This is a genomic window from Aeromonas sp. R4-2, assembly GCF_040908295.1.
Taxonomy (GTDB): domain Bacteria; phylum Pseudomonadota; class Gammaproteobacteria; order Enterobacterales; family Aeromonadaceae; genus Aeromonas; species Aeromonas veronii.
Genome location: NZ_JBFODL010000014.1, coordinates 411,031 through 429,994, shown reverse-complemented (window position 1 = coordinate 429,994; position 18,964 = coordinate 411,031). Strand labels below are relative to the sequence as shown.

General features: G+C 61.4%; 18 protein-coding genes. 8 read left to right on the top strand and 10 right to left on the bottom strand.

Annotated features, from left to right (window positions below):
• Nucleotides 1–49 precede the first annotated feature (49 nt).
• Both AB5Y99_RS12475 and AB5Y99_RS12470 read right to left on the bottom strand, forming a co-directional pair.
• Nucleotides 50–460, bottom strand: coding sequence for a VOC family protein (locus tag AB5Y99_RS12475; RefSeq protein WP_113738931.1), 411 nt, complete (start codon nt 458–460; stop codon nt 50–52).
• Between the two features lie 129 nt (nt 461–589).
• Nucleotides 590–2,269 (bottom strand): sigma-54-dependent Fis family transcriptional regulator, encoded by a 1,680-nt coding sequence (locus AB5Y99_RS12470; protein ID WP_368209806.1) that lies wholly within the window; start codon nt 2,267–2,269, stop codon nt 590–592.
• A gap of 236 nt (nt 2,270–2,505) precedes the next feature.
• On the opposite strand from AB5Y99_RS12470, the gene AB5Y99_RS12465 reads away from it, so the two are divergent.
• Nucleotides 2,506–4,023, top strand: a complete 1,518-nt coding sequence (locus tag AB5Y99_RS12465) for an aldehyde dehydrogenase family protein (protein WP_368209804.1) — start codon at nt 2,506–2,508, stop codon at nt 4,021–4,023.
• An 80-nt stretch (nt 4,024–4,103) separates the two neighbouring features.
• On the opposite strand, the gene AB5Y99_RS12460 is transcribed toward AB5Y99_RS12465, so the two are convergent.
• Entirely contained in the window at nt 4,104–4,889 is a 786-nt protein-coding gene (locus tag AB5Y99_RS12460) for a helix-turn-helix transcriptional regulator (protein WP_335875851.1), read from the bottom strand.
• 233 nt (nt 4,890–5,122) lie between these two features.
• On the opposite strand from AB5Y99_RS12460, the gene AB5Y99_RS12455 reads away from it, so the two are divergent.
• Nucleotides 5,123–6,022 (top strand): DMT family transporter, encoded by a 900-nt coding sequence (locus tag AB5Y99_RS12455; protein WP_103251514.1) that lies wholly within the window; start codon nt 5,123–5,125, stop codon nt 6,020–6,022.
• A gap of 76 nt (nt 6,023–6,098) precedes the next feature.
• Here AB5Y99_RS12455 and AB5Y99_RS12450 read toward each other — a convergent pair whose 3' ends face one another.
• Genes AB5Y99_RS12450 through AB5Y99_RS12435 form a run of 4 tightly spaced genes read right to left on the bottom strand, consistent with a single transcriptional unit; the run spans nt 6,099 to nt 11,274 of the window.
• On the bottom strand, nt 6,099–6,794 hold the full coding sequence (locus AB5Y99_RS12450) for a response regulator (protein WP_075115718.1): 696 nt from the start codon (nt 6,792–6,794) through the stop codon (nt 6,099–6,101).
• 3 nt (nt 6,795–6,797) lie between these two features.
• Nucleotides 6,798–8,366, bottom strand: a complete 1,569-nt coding sequence (locus AB5Y99_RS12445; RefSeq protein WP_335862748.1) for a sensor histidine kinase — start codon at nt 8,364–8,366, stop codon at nt 6,798–6,800.
• Nucleotides 8,367–8,383: 17 nt separating this feature from the next.
• Nucleotides 8,384–9,934 carry an NAD-dependent malic enzyme gene (locus AB5Y99_RS12440; protein ID WP_368209803.1) on the bottom strand — a complete coding sequence of 517 codons (1,551 nt, stop codon included), beginning with the start codon at nt 9,932–9,934 and terminating at the stop codon, nt 8,384–8,386.
• Between the two features lie 23 nt (nt 9,935–9,957).
• On the bottom strand, nt 9,958–11,274 hold the full coding sequence (locus tag AB5Y99_RS12435; RefSeq protein ID WP_368209802.1) for a 2-hydroxycarboxylate transporter family protein: 1,317 nt from the start codon (nt 11,272–11,274) through the stop codon (nt 9,958–9,960).
• Between the two features lie 986 nt (nt 11,275–12,260).
• Here AB5Y99_RS12435 and AB5Y99_RS12430 point away from each other — a divergent pair.
• The 6 genes from AB5Y99_RS12430 to AB5Y99_RS12405 all read left to right on the top strand — a co-directional run bounded on the left by AB5Y99_RS12430 (nt 12,261) and on the right by AB5Y99_RS12405 (nt 17,544).
• Nucleotides 12,261–12,773 (top strand): MarR family transcriptional regulator, encoded by a 513-nt coding sequence (locus tag AB5Y99_RS12430; protein ID WP_368209800.1) that lies wholly within the window; start codon nt 12,261–12,263, stop codon nt 12,771–12,773.
• Between the two features lies 1 nt (nt 12,774).
• Entirely contained in the window at nt 12,775–13,830 is a 1,056-nt protein-coding gene (locus AB5Y99_RS12425; RefSeq protein ID WP_368209799.1) for an HlyD family secretion protein, read from the top strand.
• Nucleotides 13,820–14,917 (top strand): DUF2955 domain-containing protein, encoded by a 1,098-nt coding sequence (locus AB5Y99_RS12420; RefSeq protein ID WP_323906182.1) that lies wholly within the window; start codon nt 13,820–13,822, stop codon nt 14,915–14,917. The genes AB5Y99_RS12425 and AB5Y99_RS12420 overlap by 11 nt, the downstream gene beginning before the upstream one ends.
• A gap of 207 nt (nt 14,918–15,124) precedes the next feature.
• Nucleotides 15,125–15,853: a substrate-binding periplasmic protein gene (locus tag AB5Y99_RS12415; protein ID WP_368209797.1), complete on the top strand. Its 729-nt coding sequence runs from the start codon at nt 15,125–15,127 to the stop codon at nt 15,851–15,853.
• A 362-nt stretch (nt 15,854–16,215) separates the two neighbouring features.
• Nucleotides 16,216–17,088 (top strand): beta-1,6-N-acetylglucosaminyltransferase, encoded by an 873-nt coding sequence (locus AB5Y99_RS12410; RefSeq protein WP_236301720.1) that lies wholly within the window; start codon nt 16,216–16,218, stop codon nt 17,086–17,088.
• A 99-nt stretch (nt 17,089–17,187) separates the two neighbouring features.
• Nucleotides 17,188–17,544 (top strand): MliC family protein, encoded by a 357-nt coding sequence (locus AB5Y99_RS12405; protein WP_323890890.1) that lies wholly within the window; start codon nt 17,188–17,190, stop codon nt 17,542–17,544.
• A 56-nt stretch (nt 17,545–17,600) separates the two neighbouring features.
• On the opposite strand, the gene AB5Y99_RS12400 is transcribed toward AB5Y99_RS12405, so the two are convergent.
• The 3 genes from AB5Y99_RS12400 to nrdG form a co-directional block, all read right to left on the bottom strand.
• Nucleotides 17,601–17,993 carry a TonB family protein gene (locus AB5Y99_RS12400; RefSeq protein ID WP_005358848.1) on the bottom strand — a complete coding sequence of 131 codons (393 nt, stop codon included), beginning with the start codon at nt 17,991–17,993 and terminating at the stop codon, nt 17,601–17,603.
• Nucleotides 17,994–18,170: 177 nt separating this feature from the next.
• Nucleotides 18,171–18,341 carry a YqaE/Pmp3 family membrane protein gene (locus AB5Y99_RS12395; protein WP_005338440.1) on the bottom strand — a complete coding sequence of 57 codons (171 nt, stop codon included), beginning with the start codon at nt 18,339–18,341 and terminating at the stop codon, nt 18,171–18,173.
• A gap of 64 nt (nt 18,342–18,405) precedes the next feature.
• Nucleotides 18,406–18,915, bottom strand: coding sequence for an anaerobic ribonucleoside-triphosphate reductase-activating protein (gene nrdG, locus AB5Y99_RS12390; protein WP_368209795.1), 510 nt, complete (start codon nt 18,913–18,915; stop codon nt 18,406–18,408).
• Between the last annotated feature and the right edge of the window lie 49 nt (nt 18,916–18,964).

The window sequence follows — 18,964 nt, the reverse complement described above, 5'->3', positions numbered from 1 at the left end:
TGACACTTTTATGACTTTATGACAGGCGGGATGATAAACGTTTTCAGATTCAGTTGGCAGCAGTACGTTGCAACAAGTCCCACCGGTTGCCGCTGATATCCTCAAATACCACCACGGTGCCATATGGTTCATCGCGGGGCTGTTCACAAAAATGCACACCGTACGCCTGCATGCGCTGGTAATCCCCCCAGAAATCAGTGGTCTCGAGAAACAGAAATACCCGGCCACCGCCCTGCTGGCCGATGGCGGCCTGCTGCTGCGCATTGGCCGCTTGTGCCAGCAGCAGTGCAGAACCGGAGGCGCCTTTGGGGGCAACCCGCACCCAGCGCTTGCCCGGTTTGCCCGGTTCATCGAGCCGAGTGTCCTCCAGGAGCACAAAGCCAAGTCCCTCGGTAAAAAAGCGAATAGCCTGATCGTAATCAGCCACCAGCAGAGTCAGCGCCCCTATGTGTTGTGACATGGCAGAAAATCCTCAACGGATGAGTCAACGGGCGCAATGCCCCGGCCAGGGCGCATCATAGCGGCTGGACGGGCAGGGCTCCAGCCGTCATGTGCGTCTTGAAAACGACCGGTGAGGAGGAGTGAGCACTCAAGGCGCTTCGCGCAGCGTCCGGTAGAGGGTGGTGCGGCTGATCCCCAGCTGGCGCGCGGCCTCGCTGACGTTGCCGCCGCATGCCGCCAGCGTTTGCTGCACCTGCCGCCGGGTTTGTTCACGCAAGCTGGTCGCCTCCCCCATCGGCAAGGCGCCGGGCTCTGGGGCCACACTGGGCAGATGCAGGTGGGCGGGTTCTATCCAACCCAACCCCTCTGCCAGCACACAGGCCACTTCCAGTGCCTGCTTGAGCTGGCGCACGTTGCCGGGCAGCGGATGGGCCAGCAGCTGTTGCTCCGCATCGCGGGTCAGACGCAGGGTCGGGTCCATCTCCGCCAACAGTCGCTGGATCAGCCCCAGACGCTCAGCGGCAGGCCAACGGCGCAGCGGCATCAGCTGCTGGCGCCAGCCGCAGATCCGGTAATAGAGGTCTTCGCGAAATGCGCCACTCTGCACCATGGCCGCCAGATCCCGGTGGCTGGCACTGACCAGCCAGAAATCCACCGCCTCCGGCTTGTGACTGCCAACCGGCGTCACGCTGCGCTCCTGCAATACCCGCAGCAGTCGGGTTTGAGCCTGCAGCGGCAGTTCGCCAATTTCATCGAGCATCAGGATGCCGCCGTGGGCTGCACGCAGATAACCCTGACTGCCCTGGCTGCGGGCACCGCTGAAGGCCCCGCCCACATACCCAAACAGCTCGGCTTCCACCAGTTCTGCTGGTAACGCGCCACAGTTGACGCACACCAGTGGCTGCTCCCGCCGACTGGACGCTCGGTGCAGGGCCCGCACCAGATGCTCCTTGCCGCTGCCTGTCTCCCCCTCGATAAGCAGCGAAATGCCGCGCTCCAGCATCTTGAGCGGCACCTGCTGCGGAGGTAGCACCGAGCTTGAGTGACCCGGCAGGACGGCGCGGGAAGGTGTCGCGTCCGCTTCTGGCAACAGCCGCAAGCCACGCCCCTCGCGCAGCAGTTGCCTGCCATCGAAAGGGGGCTGGCCGAGCCAAAGTCGGCCTGCCCGGTTGGCGCCGAGCAGTTCCCCCTCCTCTCCCAGCAACAGGCGAGCGGACCAGAGGCTCTGGGGATCGAGATCCACCAGCCAGCCCGGCTGACGCGCCAGCAGTGCGTTTTCGAGGGTCATGGCCAGCAGCCGCACCGTGCCCAGCATATCGCCATCGTGATGGGCCGCATCGGTGGAGATATCGAGCACCCCGAGCAATTGCCCATTCGGCCCCAGCAACGGACAGGCGCTGCAACTGAGGAAGCTGTGCTGGGCGAAGAAGTGCTGATTGCCGAGCACCTGCACTTCGCTCTGCTCGGCCAGCGCGGTACCGATGGCGTTGGTACCCTTGCTCGCCTCCCCCCAGCGGGCGCCACTGCGCAAAAAGATACGCTCGGCATGGCGGGCGAACCCCTCATCACCACTGGCGGCCAGAATGGCCCCCTCACCGTCACACAACAACAGGCGACAGGGGCGACCCGCCAGCAACTGGGCAAACAGCGGCAGCACGAAGCGTTGGAAGCAAGCAATCAGCGCCCTGTGCTGCTCCTGACGGGCCGACAGCTCCCCTTGGGGCAGCAAGTCCAGATCGGCACTCTGCTGGCGGCTCAGCCCCTGATGCAGGCAGCGCTGCCAGGAACGCTGGATCGGACCGAGACCGGGTTGAAGTGATTCACTCATCACGCCTCCTGTTCACAAACAGCACGACTGTCTCGGCCACTGTCCAGAAACGGTACAGTTTTATCGCAATAGCCGTGGACATTGGTTAACCAAGATACGCTGCCACACCCCATTTGATAACGTTTTTGTAACCTTCTATCTGCTGGTCAGACCCTTTGGCACGCCCCTTGCGATATCAGCTGGCAACCGGTCTGTCAGCCAGTCCGGTCAGGATCACACACATAAAGGATGATGAGATGATTTATACCGCTCCCGGTCAGGCAGGTGCCCTGGTCAGCTTCAAGTCCCGTTACGACAACTTCATCGGTGGTGAGTGGGTGGCTCCTCGCGCCGGCCGCTACTTTGAAAACATCTCGCCGGTGGATGGCAAAGTATTCTGCGAGGTCGCTCGCTCCGACGCCGCCGATATCGAGCTGGCGCTTGATGCCGCCCACAAGGCGTTCACCAGCTGGAGCAAAACCAGCGTCACCGAGCGCAGCAACCTGCTGCTGCGCATCGCCGATCGCATCGAGCAGAACATCGAGCGGCTCGCCATCGCCGAAACCTGGGAGAACGGCAAGGCGGTGCGTGAAACCCTGGCGGCAGACCTGCCGCTGGTGGTGGATCACTTCCGCTACTTCGCTGGCTGCATTCGCGCTCAGGAGGGCTCGGCCGCCGAGCTGGATCAGAACACCGTCAGCTACCACTTCAAGGAGCCCATCGGCGTGGTCGGCCAGATCATCCCGTGGAACTTCCCGCTGCTGATGGCCGCCTGGAAGCTGGCTCCGGTGCTGGCGGCCGGTTGCTGCAGCGTGCTCAAACCCGCCGAGCAGACCCCGGTCACCATCATGCTGATGATGGATCTCATAAAGGACATCCTGCCTGCCGGCGTAGTCAACGTGGTCAACGGCTTCGGCGCCGAGGCAGGTCAGGCGCTGGCCACCAGCAACCGGATCCAGAAACTCGCCTTCACCGGTTCGACCGAAGTGGGCGCCCATATCCTGCGCTGCGCCGCCGACAAGCTGATCCCCTCCACCGTGGAGCTGGGGGGCAAGTCCCCCAATATCTACTTCGCCGACGTGATGCAGCACGAGAGCAGCTACATCGACAAGGCGGTAGAAGGGATGTTGATGACCTTCTTCAACCAGGGGGAAGTATGTACCTGCCCCTCCCGTGCTCTGGTGCAAGAAAGCATCTATGAAGACTTCATGGACAGGGTGCTGGCCCGTGCCCGCACCATAGTGCAGGGCAATCCCCTCGATACCGCCACTCAGGTGGGGTCGCAGGCGTCCCGCGAGCAGTTCGACAAGATCCTGGGCTACATGGAGATCGGCCGCGGCGAAGGGGCCAAGATGCTGATCGGCGGCGGCCCGGCCCAGGTGAGCGGACTGGAGGGGGGGTTCTACATCCAGCCCACCATCTTCTCCGGTCAGAACAAGATGCGGGTATTCCAGGAGGAGATCTTCGGGCCGGCACTCGGGGTCACCACCTTCAAGGACGAGGCGGATGCTCTGGCCATTGCCAACGACACCCAGTACGGGTTGGGGGCAGGCCTGTGGACCCGCGACAGCAATCTGGCCTGGCGCATGGGGCGTGGCATTCAGGCTGGCCGGGTCTGGGTCAACTGCTACCACGCCTACCCGGCACACGCCGCCTTTGGCGGTTACAAAAAGTCGGGGATCGGCCGCGAGACCCACAAGATGATGCTGGACCACTATCAGAACACCAAGAACCTGCTGGTGAGCCACGACATCAACCCGCTCGGCTTCTTCTAGCGCAAGCAGACGTCATCAGAAAGGGCGCCTGCGGGCGCCCTTCTTGTTTTGCTTCATCAGATGACATGTCCGGCGATTTGTTATCGGGCTGACTGTAGGCGATAACGCTGGGGGGAGCAGCCCAGCTCCCGGTTGAACATGGCGATAAAGGCCGAGGTGGAGCCGTAACCAAGCCGCCAGCTGATCTCCTGAATGGGCATGTCCCCCTTGAGCCAGGCCAGCGCCTTGAGCAACCGCAGCCGCGCCCGCCACTGACCGAAGCTCATCCCCAGCTCCCGCAGGCAGCGCCGCGCCAGGGTGCGCTCTGTGGTGTGCAGTTGTCCGGCCCACTGGGCCAGAGTACGGGGATCGGCAGGATCGCTGTGCAACGCCGCCAGCATGGGAGCCAGCAGCTTGTCCTGACTCATCGGCAGGTAGCTCTCCTGACAACGGGTCCGCGCCAGTCGCTCCACCAGCAACTCGGCCTGACGCTGATCCCACTCATCCGCCATATGGCTTACCCGCCGTTCGCAAAAGTCGCTCAGCAGGGCGCGGATCAGCGGGGTGAGCAGTAGCAATCTGGGCTCTGGCGGCAGCTTGGCCGCCAGCTCGTGGCTGACGTAGATGGAGGTGTAGTCGAGGGTCTGCTCGTTGTAGGAGGTGTGCTCGAGATCCGCCGGTACCCAGATAAGGTAGTCGGCAGGGGCCACCAGTCGCTGATCCCCCAGCTCTATCTCCATGATCCCCAGGCTGATCATGTTGAGCTGGCCCCAGGGGTGGGAGTGCAGCACGGTCGCGCTGTCGGCCAGCATCTGCTGGTAACTGAAATAAAGCGGATTGGGAGCGGGCAGAACGGCATCTACCGGCTGAAAGTGGTGAGTGGCCATCAGCGTCCCTTGTCAGCGAGAGGGAGTAACAGGCGTGATGCAACGCCCTGTTGGCTCGGTCTCCGGCACAGGTCAAAAGCAGCCATCAGTTGCGGGCAGACGCAGCCCGTGTGGGCCGGAATAAGGTGCATCAGAAAGAGTTGTCTTTTCTGCTGGGTCATCAGTCTGTTTTACGCTACTTGATAACATAAAGACAAGGGTAGACTTGGCCCCCTGTTAATAAGGAGCCTCTGATGCGAATCTTTTCCCCTCTTCTCTTTCCGCTGATGGCGGTGCTGATCTGGGCTACCAATACCGTGGTGTCCAAGGCGGCTGCCAGCGTGCTCGACCCCGCGGCTATCTCCTTCTATCGCTGGGTGATTGCCGCCCTGGCGCTGACCCCCTTCTGTCTACCCACCCTCTGGCGGCGACGCAGCGAGGTTCGCCCCTGGCTCGGCAAGCTGCTGGTGCTGGCGGCGCTCGGTATGGTGCTCTACCAGTGTCTGGCCTATTACGCCGCCCACAGCACCTCGGCTACCAATATGGGGGTGATCGGCTCCCTCATTCCGCTGCTTACTCTGCTGCAAGGGGCGCTCTTCTTCGGCCAGCGTCCCGGCAAACAGGCACTGCTCGGCATGAGTATCTCCCTGTTCGGAGTGCTCTGGCTGCTTGGCAAGGGCGAACCGCTTGCCCTGCTCCACAACGGCATCAACCCGGGGGATGGCATGATGCTGCTGGGCTCCGCCAGCTACGCCCTTTACGGCCTCTTGATCCGCCGCTGGCACCTGCCGTTTGGCCCCTGGCTCAACCTCTACATGCAGATCCTGCTGGCGGTACTGCTGCTGGTGCCGCTCGCTCTCAGCGCCGACTCGATGGCGGTGCCGGCCGAAGGGTGGGGACTGGTGCTCTTCGCCGGGCTTGCCTCCTCCCTGCTGGCGGCTTACTGCTGGATGCGCGGCCTCGCCTGCATGGGCGCCGAGCGCACCTCGGTCTTTATGAACCTGATGCCGCTCTGTACGGCGCTGATAGCCGTCGTCGGCCTGGGCGAGCCGATCCATGGCTACCACCTGCTGGGTGGCGGGCTTATTCTGGGAGGCGTGATGACCTCCCAGCTGAAGGGGCGTGCGCCGGTAGCCGAACGGGAAGCCGCCTGAGAACCAACATCGTCCAGAAACAACAAGGGAGCCCATGGCTCCCTTGTTGTTTCTGCAATACACGCCAGTGAGCATCTCAACCAGCCCGGCGCCAGCGGTAGCGCCGCTCCGGCCGCCCTCGCTGACCATAGTTGAGATCCACATCGACCCTGTCTTCCGACTCCAGATACTCCAGATAGCGGCGCGCCGTGGTGCGGCTGAGGGAGAGTCGCAGCGCCACCGTGTCGGTGGAGAAGACGCTCTCCGGCTCGCCCGCCAGCAGATCCAGCACCTGACGCAGGGTGATGCTGTCGATCCCCTTGGGGGTGACGCGCATCTCCTTGATCTGGGAGCGCCCTCCCTTGCCCAGCAGCTTGTCGAGATCTTCCTGCTCCAGCCGACCCCGCTCGCAGAGGCGGCTGTGCAGTTGCAGGATCTCATCCAGACTCTGCTGGATGCGAAACAGCCGCAATGGTTTGATGACGTAGTCATGAACCCCCAGATTGAGGGCCTGCTGGATGGTCTCCACATCCCGCGAGGCGGTCACCATGATGACATAGGCTTCGCGGTTGTGGCTGCGCAGGCGGCTCACCCACTCAAGGCCGGAGCCATCGGGCAGGGAGACATCCACCAGCAGCAGTTGGGGCACCACACCGGCCATCATGGCATCGGCCTGGGCCAGGGTGCCAGCCCGCCCCAGCAGGGAGAAACCGGGTGTCGCCGCCACCAGTTCTGACAAGATGGCACCGATCCGATCGTCATCTTCAATAACAAGCGTGATTATTGGGTCCATGGCTCACATTAATTGGTTTTTATTCAAGTAGATACCAAACAGGGTGGTCTGCTCGGCGGTTCGCCGCCATTCTATCACACCCTCGTGCCGACCCACGGTCTCCTTGACCAGGAACAGACCCACCCCGTGATCGCCGCTCTGGCGACTCACTCCGTAATCGAACAGGTGATCGGCCAGCTCCTCATCGACCCCCTCGCCGCTATCCTCCACCTCGATCACCAGTCGCCGCCCCACATCGCACAGAGAGAGCAGCACCCGGGGCGGCCGCTGCTGGCGATTGCGCCAGGCCGCCTGCAGGCCGTTGTCCAGCAGGTTGCCAATGAGGGTAATGAGATCGGCCGAGACCGAGGCCGGATACTCCGCCAGCGCCGAATCGGGATCTAGCTCCAGGGTCACCCCCAACTCGCGAGCCCGGCTGAACTTGCCGAGAATAAGCCCCGCCACCGGCTTGTTGTCGATCAGCCGCAGCAGCTCCTGCAGCATGGTCTGGCACGCCTCATTCTCCTGCTGGATCAGCTCCACCGCCTGATCCACATGGCCCAGCTGCAACAGGCCGGAGAGGCTGCTCAGCTTGTTGGCAAACTCGTGGCTCTGCATCCGCAGCATCTCGGCATACTGGCGCAGGTGGGTCACCTGTACTCCCAGACTGGCAGCCACCTCCGGACGGCTGAAGATCAGCAGCCGCCCCGGCGCCTTGCCCTGCACCGCCTGCCAGCGGCCGACGAAGGACTCCCCCTGAATGGTGAAGCTCACTTCCCCACCCTCCTGCTCCAGACAGGGGGCAAGGGGTGGCACCAGCTCCGCCAGCGACTGCCCCTGCAGGGCGTGGCGCCCGGTGACCGGCAGCCGCAGCTGATAGCTGGCGGTGCTGTTGATCATGTTGATATTGCCGCGGCCATCAAGGGCGATGACCCCTTCGGTGATGTGCTCAAGCACCAGATCCTGCAGGGTAAAGCGGCGCACGATCGCCTCCGGCTCCAGATCGAGCAGGGTCTTGCGCAGCAGATATTGCACCCAGAGTGCCAGCAGCAGGCCACACCCCAGCACCGCAACGATGGCGCAGATGAGCAGGGCCACCCGCTCCATATAGATGCCCTCCACCTGCTGCATCAGGTAGCCCACCACCACGGCACCCATGACGCGCCCATCCCCGCCAACCACCGGGGAGAAGCAGCGGATCGCCGGCCCCATGGTGCCCCGATCCTTGGAGCAGTAGCTGCGCCGCTCCTGCAGTGCGGGCCAGATATCCTCACCGCGGAACTTCTGCCCCACCAGCTCGGGGTTGGGGTGGCTGAGGCGGCGACCATGCTCGTCGGTCACCACCATATAGGTGGCGTCGGTGCGGTTGCAGACGGCCTCCACGTAGTCGCGCAGGGTGGGATCACTCCCATGACGCAGAGCTTCGACCACCCGGGTATCCGCCGCCATGACCCGTGCCAGATCGCTCCCCTTATCCTGCAGATTGCTCTCCAGCAGATGGCGGATAAAGAGGGCCAGCAGGCTGCCCAGAATGAGGATCAGCAGCAGGGAGAGCCCAAGAGAGAGGGTGACCAACTGGTGGCGAAGTTTCATGCACATACCTTAAAACGTCAGGACGCTGCCCAATAGTGCGGATGCCACCAGGTCTGGTCAATCAAAGGTGCCGGATCGCCGACAAAATCGGCCAATCCTTCCTCGCGGGCGCAGAGCGCCACCGCTCTGGCGACGGCGCGGGCCACCTCTCCCACCTGTTCGATGGGGGGTAGCAGCCGACCCGCCACCAGCGGATAGGCGCCGACTGCCCGCACCGCAGCCAGCAACATGCCATCGCTGATGCGGCGCGCCTTGACGGCGCAGGCCCCCAGGCCAATGCCCGGGAAGACATAGACGTTGTTGCACTGGGAGACTACCCGCCGCTCCCCGGCCACCGTCACCGGCGCAAAGGGGCTGCCGGTGGCCAGCAGAGCGCGGCCATCTGTGGCGGCCCACACCTGCTCGGGGGTGGCCTCGGCGCTGCGGGTCGGGTTGGAGAGTGGCAGGATCACCGGCTGCTCGCACACCTCCCCCATCGCCTGCAACACCTCGTCAGTAAAGAGGCAGCCCTGACCGCTCACGCCAATCAAGACCGCCGGGCGCATCTGGCGGATGGTCTCCAGCAGCGAACTGCTCCCCTCCTCCACGGCACGGGCAAATGGCTGTTGGGCACGAGTCAAATTGGGACGATCGCTGCAGACCACCCCATCCTGATCAAACAGCCAGACGCCGTCGTGACTCCCCGCCAGCTGGGCCAGCATGGCGGCGATGCCGCAACCGGCAGAGCCCGCTCCGACGATCAGCACCGGGGCATCACTGAGGGTGGTCCCCGCCTGTTGCAACCCGGCCAGCACGCAAGCGGAGGCGACCGCCGCCGTGCCCTGAATATCGTCGTTGAACATGCAGAGCTCGTCCCGATAACGGGTCAGCAGGTTGGCGGCATGCTTGCCGGCAAAGTCTTCAAACTGCAGCACCACCTGGGGCCAGCGCTTGCGAATGGCGGCCACCACCTTGTCCATGAAGTGGTAATAGCTCTCGCCGTCAATGCGCGGGGATTGCCAGCCGAGGTAGGAGTCATCCTCCAGCAGCTCGGGGTTGTTGGTGCCTACATCGACACAGAGCGGCAGGGTGCACGCCGGATTGATGCCGCCAGCAGCGGAGTAGAGCGCTAGCTTGCCGATGCAGATCCCCATGCCGCCGATACCGAGATCGCCGAGCCCCAGCACCCGCTCACCGTCGGAGATGACTATCACGTCGACCTCCTGCTCCACCGACTCGAGGATGTCGTCGAGATCGTCCCTGTCATGCCAGGAGAGATAGAGGCCGTGGCTGCGCAGATAGAGGTCGCTGTGGCGCTGGCACGCCTCCCCCACCACCGGGGTGTAGATGATCGGCAGCAGCTCCGGCAGATGGTGGCGCACCAGATCGTAGAAGAGCACCGGGTTGTCCTCCTGCAGCTGGCGCAGCAGCAGATGCTGGTCAAACGGACTCTGCATGGCGCTGACCAATCGGTAGATCCGGCGCCGCTGCTGGGAGAGGGACTCCTCCTTATGCGGCATGCGGCCGCGTACACCCTGACGCTTGCGTTCTGCATAGGGCAGGCTGGTACCCATCATGATGTCGTTCATCTTGTTTGTTCCTCAATCCGGTATCAGGCAAGCAGGGAGATAAGAGCGGTCGCCAAAATCAGCATCACAGCGCCACCGAGACGGGAGGAGATCTGGGCAAAAGGCATCAGCTTCATGCGCTGGGCCGCCGAGAGCACGGCCACATCGCCGGTCCCGCCCATGTTGGCCATGCAGAGCCCGCCGGTGATGGCCGCCTCAATGGGATAGAAGCCGATCAGCTTGCCGACCAGCGCCGCACCGAGAGCCCCGCCAATTACGGTGACCATGACCAGCACGAAGTAGCTGATGGAGAAGGCACTGATCAGCTCGGGAATACTGGTATAGGCGACGCCGATCCCCACCAGCAGGGAGGGGGTCAGGTTGCTCACCACAAACTGATACCAGTCGGCTGCCGCCTGCTCATAACGGCGCGGCAGCAGGCCACTCACCTTGATAAAGGCGACAGCCAAAATCATCAGGGCGAAGGGGTGCATGGGGATAAAGTTGCCGAGCAGGGAGCCCAGCACAAACATGCTGGAGCTGATAAAGAGCCCCATGCCCAGACTCTGCAGGGTCGGTGCCTCGGCCTGCTCCTCGGCGATATTCTGGCTATTCTCTTTGACCATCAACTTGCCGTTGCCGGTCAGGGAGGGGTAGTGGCGGCCGAGCCGTGCCAGCAGGGAGCCCACCAGAATCGCCAGGGTGTTGGCGATCACCACCGCCGGTACCATGCGCGACAATAGATCCGCACTGGACATCTGCATCGGGCCGGAGAGGATCTCCACCAACGGCACCGCACCGGCGCCCATGCCACCGCCCATGATGGGCAGGCCGATCAGCAGCACCGCATTCTTGAAGCCATACCCCATCAGGGAGCCGACCAGACCAACGCTCAGCAGCGCTAGTGCGACGCCACCAAGAATGACCGGCAGGTAGCGCATGGCGGCATTTTTCAGCAAAGCGCCGCTCATACCGAACACGGAGCCAGTCACCAGACTGGCGATAAAGAAGTTGAGAAAGCCCCCCTCCTTCATGAAGTTGGTGATGACCTGCCCCGCCTGCACCGGCAGCAGCTGATATTCGAACAGGGCGGCGCCGCCGAAAATGGCGAGGATGGTGCCGCCCCCCAGATATTCACGGATCGGCATGATCCGCTCACCCAGCTCGGTCAGCAGGGTGCCCAGCACGAACATCAGTGCCAGCGCACCGACCATGCCGAGCGGCAACGAGCCATTCCAGCCGGAAAAGAGAACGCAGGTCGCCAACCCCAGAAATATAAAGAGCGGCATACCGGCAATTTGTTGGCCGCCCATAAAGGCGGCCTTTTCTTGTGTGGTTTGTAGGGGTGAGAGGTTTTTCATTGTTATGTACTCTGCGTGTGATTGTGACCGCTACTTTATTGATCCCCCTCACTCCTGTCGGTTAGCCAGACTGCAAAGCCATATAAAAACATTAAAAACTTAAACATCATGGTGCCGCCAACGAGCGCAGCACAATAGAACACCAGACATCCGATACCCGACCAAGTCAGGAAATAGGGTGATAAAACGAGCGAGCCCAATGGCGGATATTTGGGTGATCAGCAGTAATAACGATGCGATGATCTCCCCCCTTCGGGGAAATAACAGAGCCAGATGACAAGCTCTGCGACCATTTATCGCCACAGCTCCTGTGAGTGATAATCAGCGGGCAATGTCATCGCCATAACGCAAGTGCCACGGCGTGCCACACCAGGGTTTGAGTCGGCGTGCAGGAAGCAGGCACGATGAAAAATGGTGAGGAGAAAGATGTAAAAAGGGGAGATTGAAATAGTGATGAGTCAAGCCAGCGAATACCAGAGCACTGGCTTGAACTCACAAGGTTCACACACGGTCAGGTCTATTCTGCCAACAGCAATGGAATATTGGCGGGGTCAAAATCATGACTGATATCGGTACTTCTGATAGTGCCTTCCCGATTCACGCCATGGTGTGACTCTGCACCATATTCCCCATCACTCAACAGCGTTTCAATTGCCAGATACACACATCCACTGTCATATCCATCCACAACCCGTTTCCCCCTTGCTTTATAACCCCATCAATATTAGCGGATAAAAAAAGAGCTGCTCGCCGAAGCTGAAAATTTCATGAAAATAACCACCGGATATCCTCCATTCACGGCGCAATATCCGAATCGGCAAGAGAGCCTCGAGTGGATCAGCCCCGAGAATAATATCAGGGGCTCGAATGCTGCTCGCCCTCACCAACGAAAGATCCGACCAGAAACATGATCCGCATCACACTATTTACTTAGCCTGCTAAACAAGTATGATAGTTAGCAGGCTAAGTACATTGAGGATGAGAAGATGACGGATCTGGAAAGGTTGCGCGAGCTGTCGCTCGCCGAGCAGATAGCGCGGATGCACCGGCTATGGCGTACTGCCGCCGATCTGGAGCTGGCTCCCCTTGGCCTCACCCATCCCCGCTGGACCGCGCTGTGGAAACTCTCCCGCATGGAGAACCATGTCAGCCAGAAGACCCTGGCCGAAGCCCTCGAAATAGAACTGCCATCCCTGATGCGCACCCTGGGCCAGCTGGAAGAGCAGGGGCTGATTGAGCGCCACTGCTGCAGTCAGGACAAGCGGGCCCGCATCGTCTGTGTGACCCCGGCTGGCCAGACCCTGCTCGATCAGATCGCCGACCGCATCATGAATATCCGCCGGGAGCTGCTGGGGGGCATCGACGAGCAGACCCTGCAACTGTTTGAAGCCACGGTGCAGCGGATCTCGGCCAACGCCCTCAGCAAAATTGAACAACACCACGACCGACAAGCCGGAGGCGATACAAGCCCTCCCGAGACCGACACAGAGAGAGAATAAGATGACCCCGGATCAACAATTTACCCGCTGGATCAAATGGTCCATGGCGGGCTTTGCCACCTTGTTTGCCTATTTTCTGATAGCCGACCTGCTGATGCCCCTCACCCCTCAGGCGATGGCGACCCGGGTGGTCACCAAGCTGGCCCCCCAGGTGAGCGGCAAGGTGATCGAGGTCGCCGTTCACAACAACCAGCAGGTCAAGAAGGGGGATCTGCTGTTCAGGCTGGATCCGGCCCCTTTTGAACTGGCAGTGGAGCAGGCCCGCCTTGCGCTGGCGCAGGCAGAGCAGCAGAACAGTGAACTGGATGCCGCCCTGACAGCTGCCGTTGCCGAGATCAACGCCAAAGAGACCCTGGCCAGCCAGAAGTGGCGCGAGGCTGAGCGCATCGATGCGCTCTACCAACGTCACATGGTTTCGCTGCAACAAAAAGATGAGGCTGACAGCGCCCTGCGCAGCGCCCAGGCCAACCTGCGCGCCAGTCAAGCCAAACTGGCCCAGATCAAAGCCAGTCGTGGCGTGACCGGTGAGGACAATCTGTTGCTGCGCCAGGCCCGCAACAAGCTGGCGCAAGCACAGCTGGCCCTCTCTTACAGCCAGGTTCACGCGGATCAGGATGGCACCATCACCAACCTGCAACTCAAGCCGGGCAGTATCGCCAGCGCGGGCAGCCCACTGCTGGCGCTGGTGTCGGAACAGGTAGATGTCATTGCCGATTTTCGGGAGAAGAGCCTGCGCCATGTTGGCGCGCAAACCCGCGCACTGGTGGCCTTCGATGGCGAACCGGGTCAGCTCTATCCTGCCCGGGTAAGCAGTCTGGATGCCGGAGTGAGTGCCGGTCAGTTTGATGCCAATGGTCGACTGGCGGCGCCGGTGGAGTCGGATCGCTGGGTACGGGATGCCCAACGGATGCGGCTGCACCTCGAGCTGGACCAGCTCCCCGCTCATCTGCCAGCCGGGGCGCGGGCCACGGTACAACTGCTGCCGGACAATGCCCTGACCGCCATGCTGGCACGGGGCCAGATCCACTTGCTCAGCCTGCTCCATTATGTCTACTAACCACGCCACTCACCCGTCGGTCAATACTGCCCCAGCCCACCCCGCCGGTGGTGCTGCCACTCACCTCTGGTATCGGCCCCTCACCGGCAACGAGCTGCGCCAGTGCCTGCGCATCGCCTTTGGCTGCACCACGGGCTTTCTGCTCTGCAAGCTGTTTGGCTGGAATTACGGGGTCTTCTATACGGTCACGCCGGTGCTGCTGCTGGGGATGGTGCCGGTGATGAATGGCCATGCCGCGCGCCAGCTGATCGCGGCGGCGGTGGTCTGTGGGGTGGAGGTCGGGCTGCTGGGAGGGCTGTTTGGCAGCCATCCGGCGCTGATGACTCCCATCGCCTTTCTGCTGTTTCTCTACCGTTTCGCCGCCATGTCGCGGGGCAGCCTGTTTCTGTTCGGGGCCAACGGGGTGCTGAGCCTCAGCATCATGCTGCACTTTGCCAGCTATCCGCAGACCGACCTCAACGACCTGATCCTCAACAATATCTGGGCGAGCGTGCTGTCGGTGCTAATCGCCTACCTGATGACCATGCTGATCCCGGATGTGGAGGCCAGACCCAAGCCCGCCTCGGCCCCCAAGGCGCCGCACCGGATGCGCCATGAAGCCCTGCTGGGTGCCACTGTGGCCACCCTGTCGTTTCTGGTATTTCAGGTGTTTGACCTGCGCGACTCCATGTCTGCCCAGGCCACAACCCTGCTGGTGCTGTTCCCCATGCACTGGAACGGCGCCCTCAGTTATGCCCGCAAACGGGCGATGGGTACCTTGCTGGGTGTCACCTTCGGCTTGCTCGGCCAGCTGCTGCTCTATGACTGGTCAGGGCAACTGCTGCTTGTCGCCCCGTTACTGTGGCTCGGCGCCATGCTGTTCAGCCATGCCCACGTCAAGGAGGCTGGTGGCTCCGGGGTCGGCTTTGGCGCCCTCACCACCCTCGGCATCCTGTTTGGCCAGTACCTCACCCCGGGCAACGATCTGGTGTTCAGCGCCCTCTACCGTGTGAGCAGCATACTGTTTGCCATCGTGGTCACCCTGCTGGCCTGCTACCTCGTCCACCGGTTGCTCAACCGCTTCGAGGCGACCCGCTTCGGTTATTGATTTCCTGTTGTAAGCACTGTTGTCAGCCCATGGATGAGCTCTTTTTCGCCCCGTCGCCTGCCGGGGCGTTTTTTCTCTCCCTCGTGTGCCTCCCTTGTCATCCCCCCACCACCACAGCTCAGCGCAGAAGTACGGCTATGCTTGTAAGGCTGCTGTCGATGAGGTGTACCTATGGTCGCGTTGTTAAAAAAATGGCTGGTTTGTCTGATGCTGTTGGCTACCAGCCCGCTCGGGGCCACCCCGCTTGTGATTGGTGCCGAAGATGACTGGGCCCCCTACTGCGAGCGCGACAAGGACAATAAGGATGACCAGCCCCACGGACTGGCGCCTGAGCTGGTCAAGGCGGTGTTCGCCGCCGAAGGGATCGAGATTGTCTTTCGCACCCTCCCCTTCGCCCGCTGCATGCACGATGCGAAAAGCGGCAAACTTGCGGGGTGCTTCAACGCCACCATCACCGAAGAGAACCGCTACCAGTACCATTGGCACGATACCCCCATGTTCGAGGAGGATCTTGCCATCTTCGCACTTGCCAGCGACCCGCAACGGGATCTCAAGCTCACCTCGCTGGAGGGCAAGCGGGTGGGCATCACCCTCGGCTACACCTACCCCACCGATTTTATGGAGAACCCCAGAATCACCCGCTTTCAGGCCAAATCCGATGCCCAGATCCTCGAGATGCTGGTACGTGGCCGGGTCGACTACATCCTGATGAACGGCATGCCGGGCTACCTCAAGATCCAGCAAAAACAGCTGACCGGCAAGGTGGTCAAGGTTGGCAAACTCTCCACCGATGGCTTCTGGCTTGCTTTCTCCCGCGCCCATCCACGAGGAGAGGAGATGGCCAAACTCTTCGAGGAGGGGCTGCAAAAGATCAGGAACAATGGCACCTACGAAGCGCTGGTACGAGATTTCGAGGCCAAACTCGGACTCCATTGAACAGTTTTCATCCTGTAACGGCGATATATGACCCCGCCCGTCCCAACCATGTTACTGTAGACTCTCACTTATCGGCCACTTGTGCTCTGCACCTGATGACAGGTTTGTCATGCAAAAGAGCCAACCGACTGGGCACCCCTTGCCCCCCCTCATCCTCAACCTGACGTCGCCAGACCGGCTGTATTGACCCGATGCTATAAGGCGCATCTCCCCCTGTCGCAGCCAGTCCTCACTATTGTCATATGCGTTTCACTCTCTTTTATTGCGGCAGCGGTCAGCCCGACAGGAACCAGCTTCACGCCATCCGCCTGAGGCGACCTGCCGTTTGGCGAGGCCCTGCCGCCAACACAGGACACACAGCCATGATTGCCTACCTCATTCTGGTTCATCGCTATCCCGCCCAGTTCAAGCGCCTGTTCAAGGCGATCTACCACGACAGTAATCACTACCTGATCCACGTCGACAAAAGCTCGGGTCCGGAGCTCCAGCAGGAGATCGCACGCTTCCTCAGCGACTATCCCAATGCCTCGCTGCTCGCGAGCAAGAATGCACTGTGGGGAGGATACAGTCTGGTGGATGCCGAATTGCGCGGCATAGCGGCACTGCTGAAACAGGGGGTGGAATGGGAATTCTTTATCAATCTGAGTGCCCAGGACTTTCCGCTGCGCACCCAGGGGCAGATCCACCGCTTCTTGCGCGGCCATCGCGGCAAGGATTTCCTCAAAGTCCTCGATCAGCGCAAGCTGCGCCCAGATACGCTGCACCGCATCGACCACTATGTGACCGAGACGGATCAGGAGCTGATCTGTGAACCGGTCGCCACCCGCCCCTATCTGGAGGGAGTCACCCCCTACATTGGCAATCAGTGGATGATCCTGAGCCGCGCTTTCTGTGAATTTGTCAGCCACAGCCCCGAGGTGGATCGCTTCAAAGCATTCTACCAGCACACCCTGATCGCCGATGAGGGGTTCTTCCAGACGGTGATCATGAATACCAGCTATCAGGGACGGATCGTCAACGACGACAAGCGGGCCATCGACTGGATCCCCATGGGAGACATCAAGCTGAGGCCACGGGACTATCTGGCAGAAGATGCCACGGCACTGCTGCAAAGCGAGCACCTGTTTGCCCGCAAGTTCGACGAAACCATCGACAGCCAGATCCTCGACATTCTGGAAGGGGTGCTGGCACAACCGGTGGCAAATAGCGCCCGAGCAGTGCCTGCGCTGGCATGAGGATCCGGACAACTACCGACGCAGACGCCAGACCAGCCATTGCAGATCAGCTTCAAGCTGTTAGTCTCATGCTCGGATGACATAAATGGGACTGCAATCATGAAAAAAGCTCATATGATGACCATCGGCATGCTGGCGATGGGGGGACTCGCCGGTTGCAATCAGGGCAATACCCTCTCCGTCACCGGTGGTGAACCGATCAGTTACCAGTGCGAGCAGGGCAAGAAGGTGCAGGTTCGCTATTTCGCACTCTCCGACGAGAGCCTCAGCTTTATCAAGCTGTCGCTGCCGGACGGCAAGGATTACACCCTGCCCCAGGCCGTCTCGGCCTCCGGCGCCCGCTATACGGACGAGCACGAAGCCGTCTGGTGGAACAAGGGGGATGAGGGCTTTGTCGAGCTGCGGGATCTGGATGGCGAGTGGCAGACCGCCTACAACGACTGCAAACAGCAATAAACGTGACCCCGGCCTGGCCGGGGTCTCTCTTTCTCTGGCATCAGAGTGATGGGGGATCAGTTGATCTCGATCTCGAAGCGGTTGGTCACCTCGACCGGAATGGCATCCGGGTTGCCCTCTGCCGGGCTGTAGCGGATCCGCGAGAGGGTCGCCAGCGCGCTCTGCTCCAGCTCGCCGGGGGGCTCGGCCGCCACCACTTCCGGCTTGACCGGCGTGCCGCTGGCGTCGATTTGATAGCGAACTTCCACATACCCCTTGACCGGTTTGGCCGGCAGGGCGGGCTCGTCATTACCAAGCCATGACCACTGCTTCTCCTGAACCCAGTAGCTGGACAACTGCTCGAGAGGGATAGCGATCGGAGCGCGCTCGTGCGCTACCTCCTGACGGGATGAGCACCCCAGCAACAGTGTCACTGCCAGACCTGACCATACTGCGACTTTCCACTTCATGTAACGCTCCTTGTTCTCTGCCGGTGCTTGTTGCCGGACTGCGGGCCGCTCAACGCGCGCCCTTTTGGTCAGTCACCCATCCTAACGAAAAAGTATTCGTATGAACATGAACAAAAGGGCCATCCCCGAGAGGTTGGCCCTTTTATCGTCAATGAGCTCACTAACCAGCCGAAGGTATCAGCCGCGCTTGTCGCTCACCACCAGCCAGAGCGCATGCACCATGCCCGGCAGACCGCCCATCAGGGTCAGCACTATGTTGATTAAAAAGTGCAGGCTAAAGCCCACCTGGATAAAAGCGCACACAGGAGGCAGGAAAATGGCCAGCAGGATCTTGAGCAGATTGTTCATCTCGGCTCTCCTCTTCATGAATGTCATCAGGATTGGAATGGGCTAACCATAAACATCCCTGGCTTCAACTGCAAACCAGACAGGGAATTCGCTCACCCGCATCACGCCCAGCGTTGAGGTCGTGGATCTGCTGATTGCTGCTGCCACGCCAGAGCAGGCCGGGGTCTGCCAACGCCTTTTCAAACTTGCCATCCACCAGCACATCCAGCAAGGCCACCAGCTCGCGCTGGGCCTCTGACAGCTCGCCGAGCAGATAGCCGGTCCAGCACCAGATATCCTTGCCCGGACACTCGGCGCGCACCCGTTTCACCAGCGCCAGCACGTTGGGCACGTTGGCCGGGTGGAGCGGATCGCCACCGGAGAGCGACAGACCTCGCCGTTTGATGCGGCTGTCGTTGAGGTCGCTAATGATGCGATCGCTCATCGCCTGATCGAACGGCTTGCCGCCATCGAGCCGCCAGGTGCTCTGGTTGTAGCAACCTGGGCACTGGTGCTCACAACCGGAGACAAACAGGGTGGCACGGGTGCCGGGGCCGTTGATCACATCGACCGGGTAGTATTGGTGGTAGTGCATCGCTTGTTTCCTGCCTCGTTCACGGGACAGCGGCATAACTGCCGCCCTC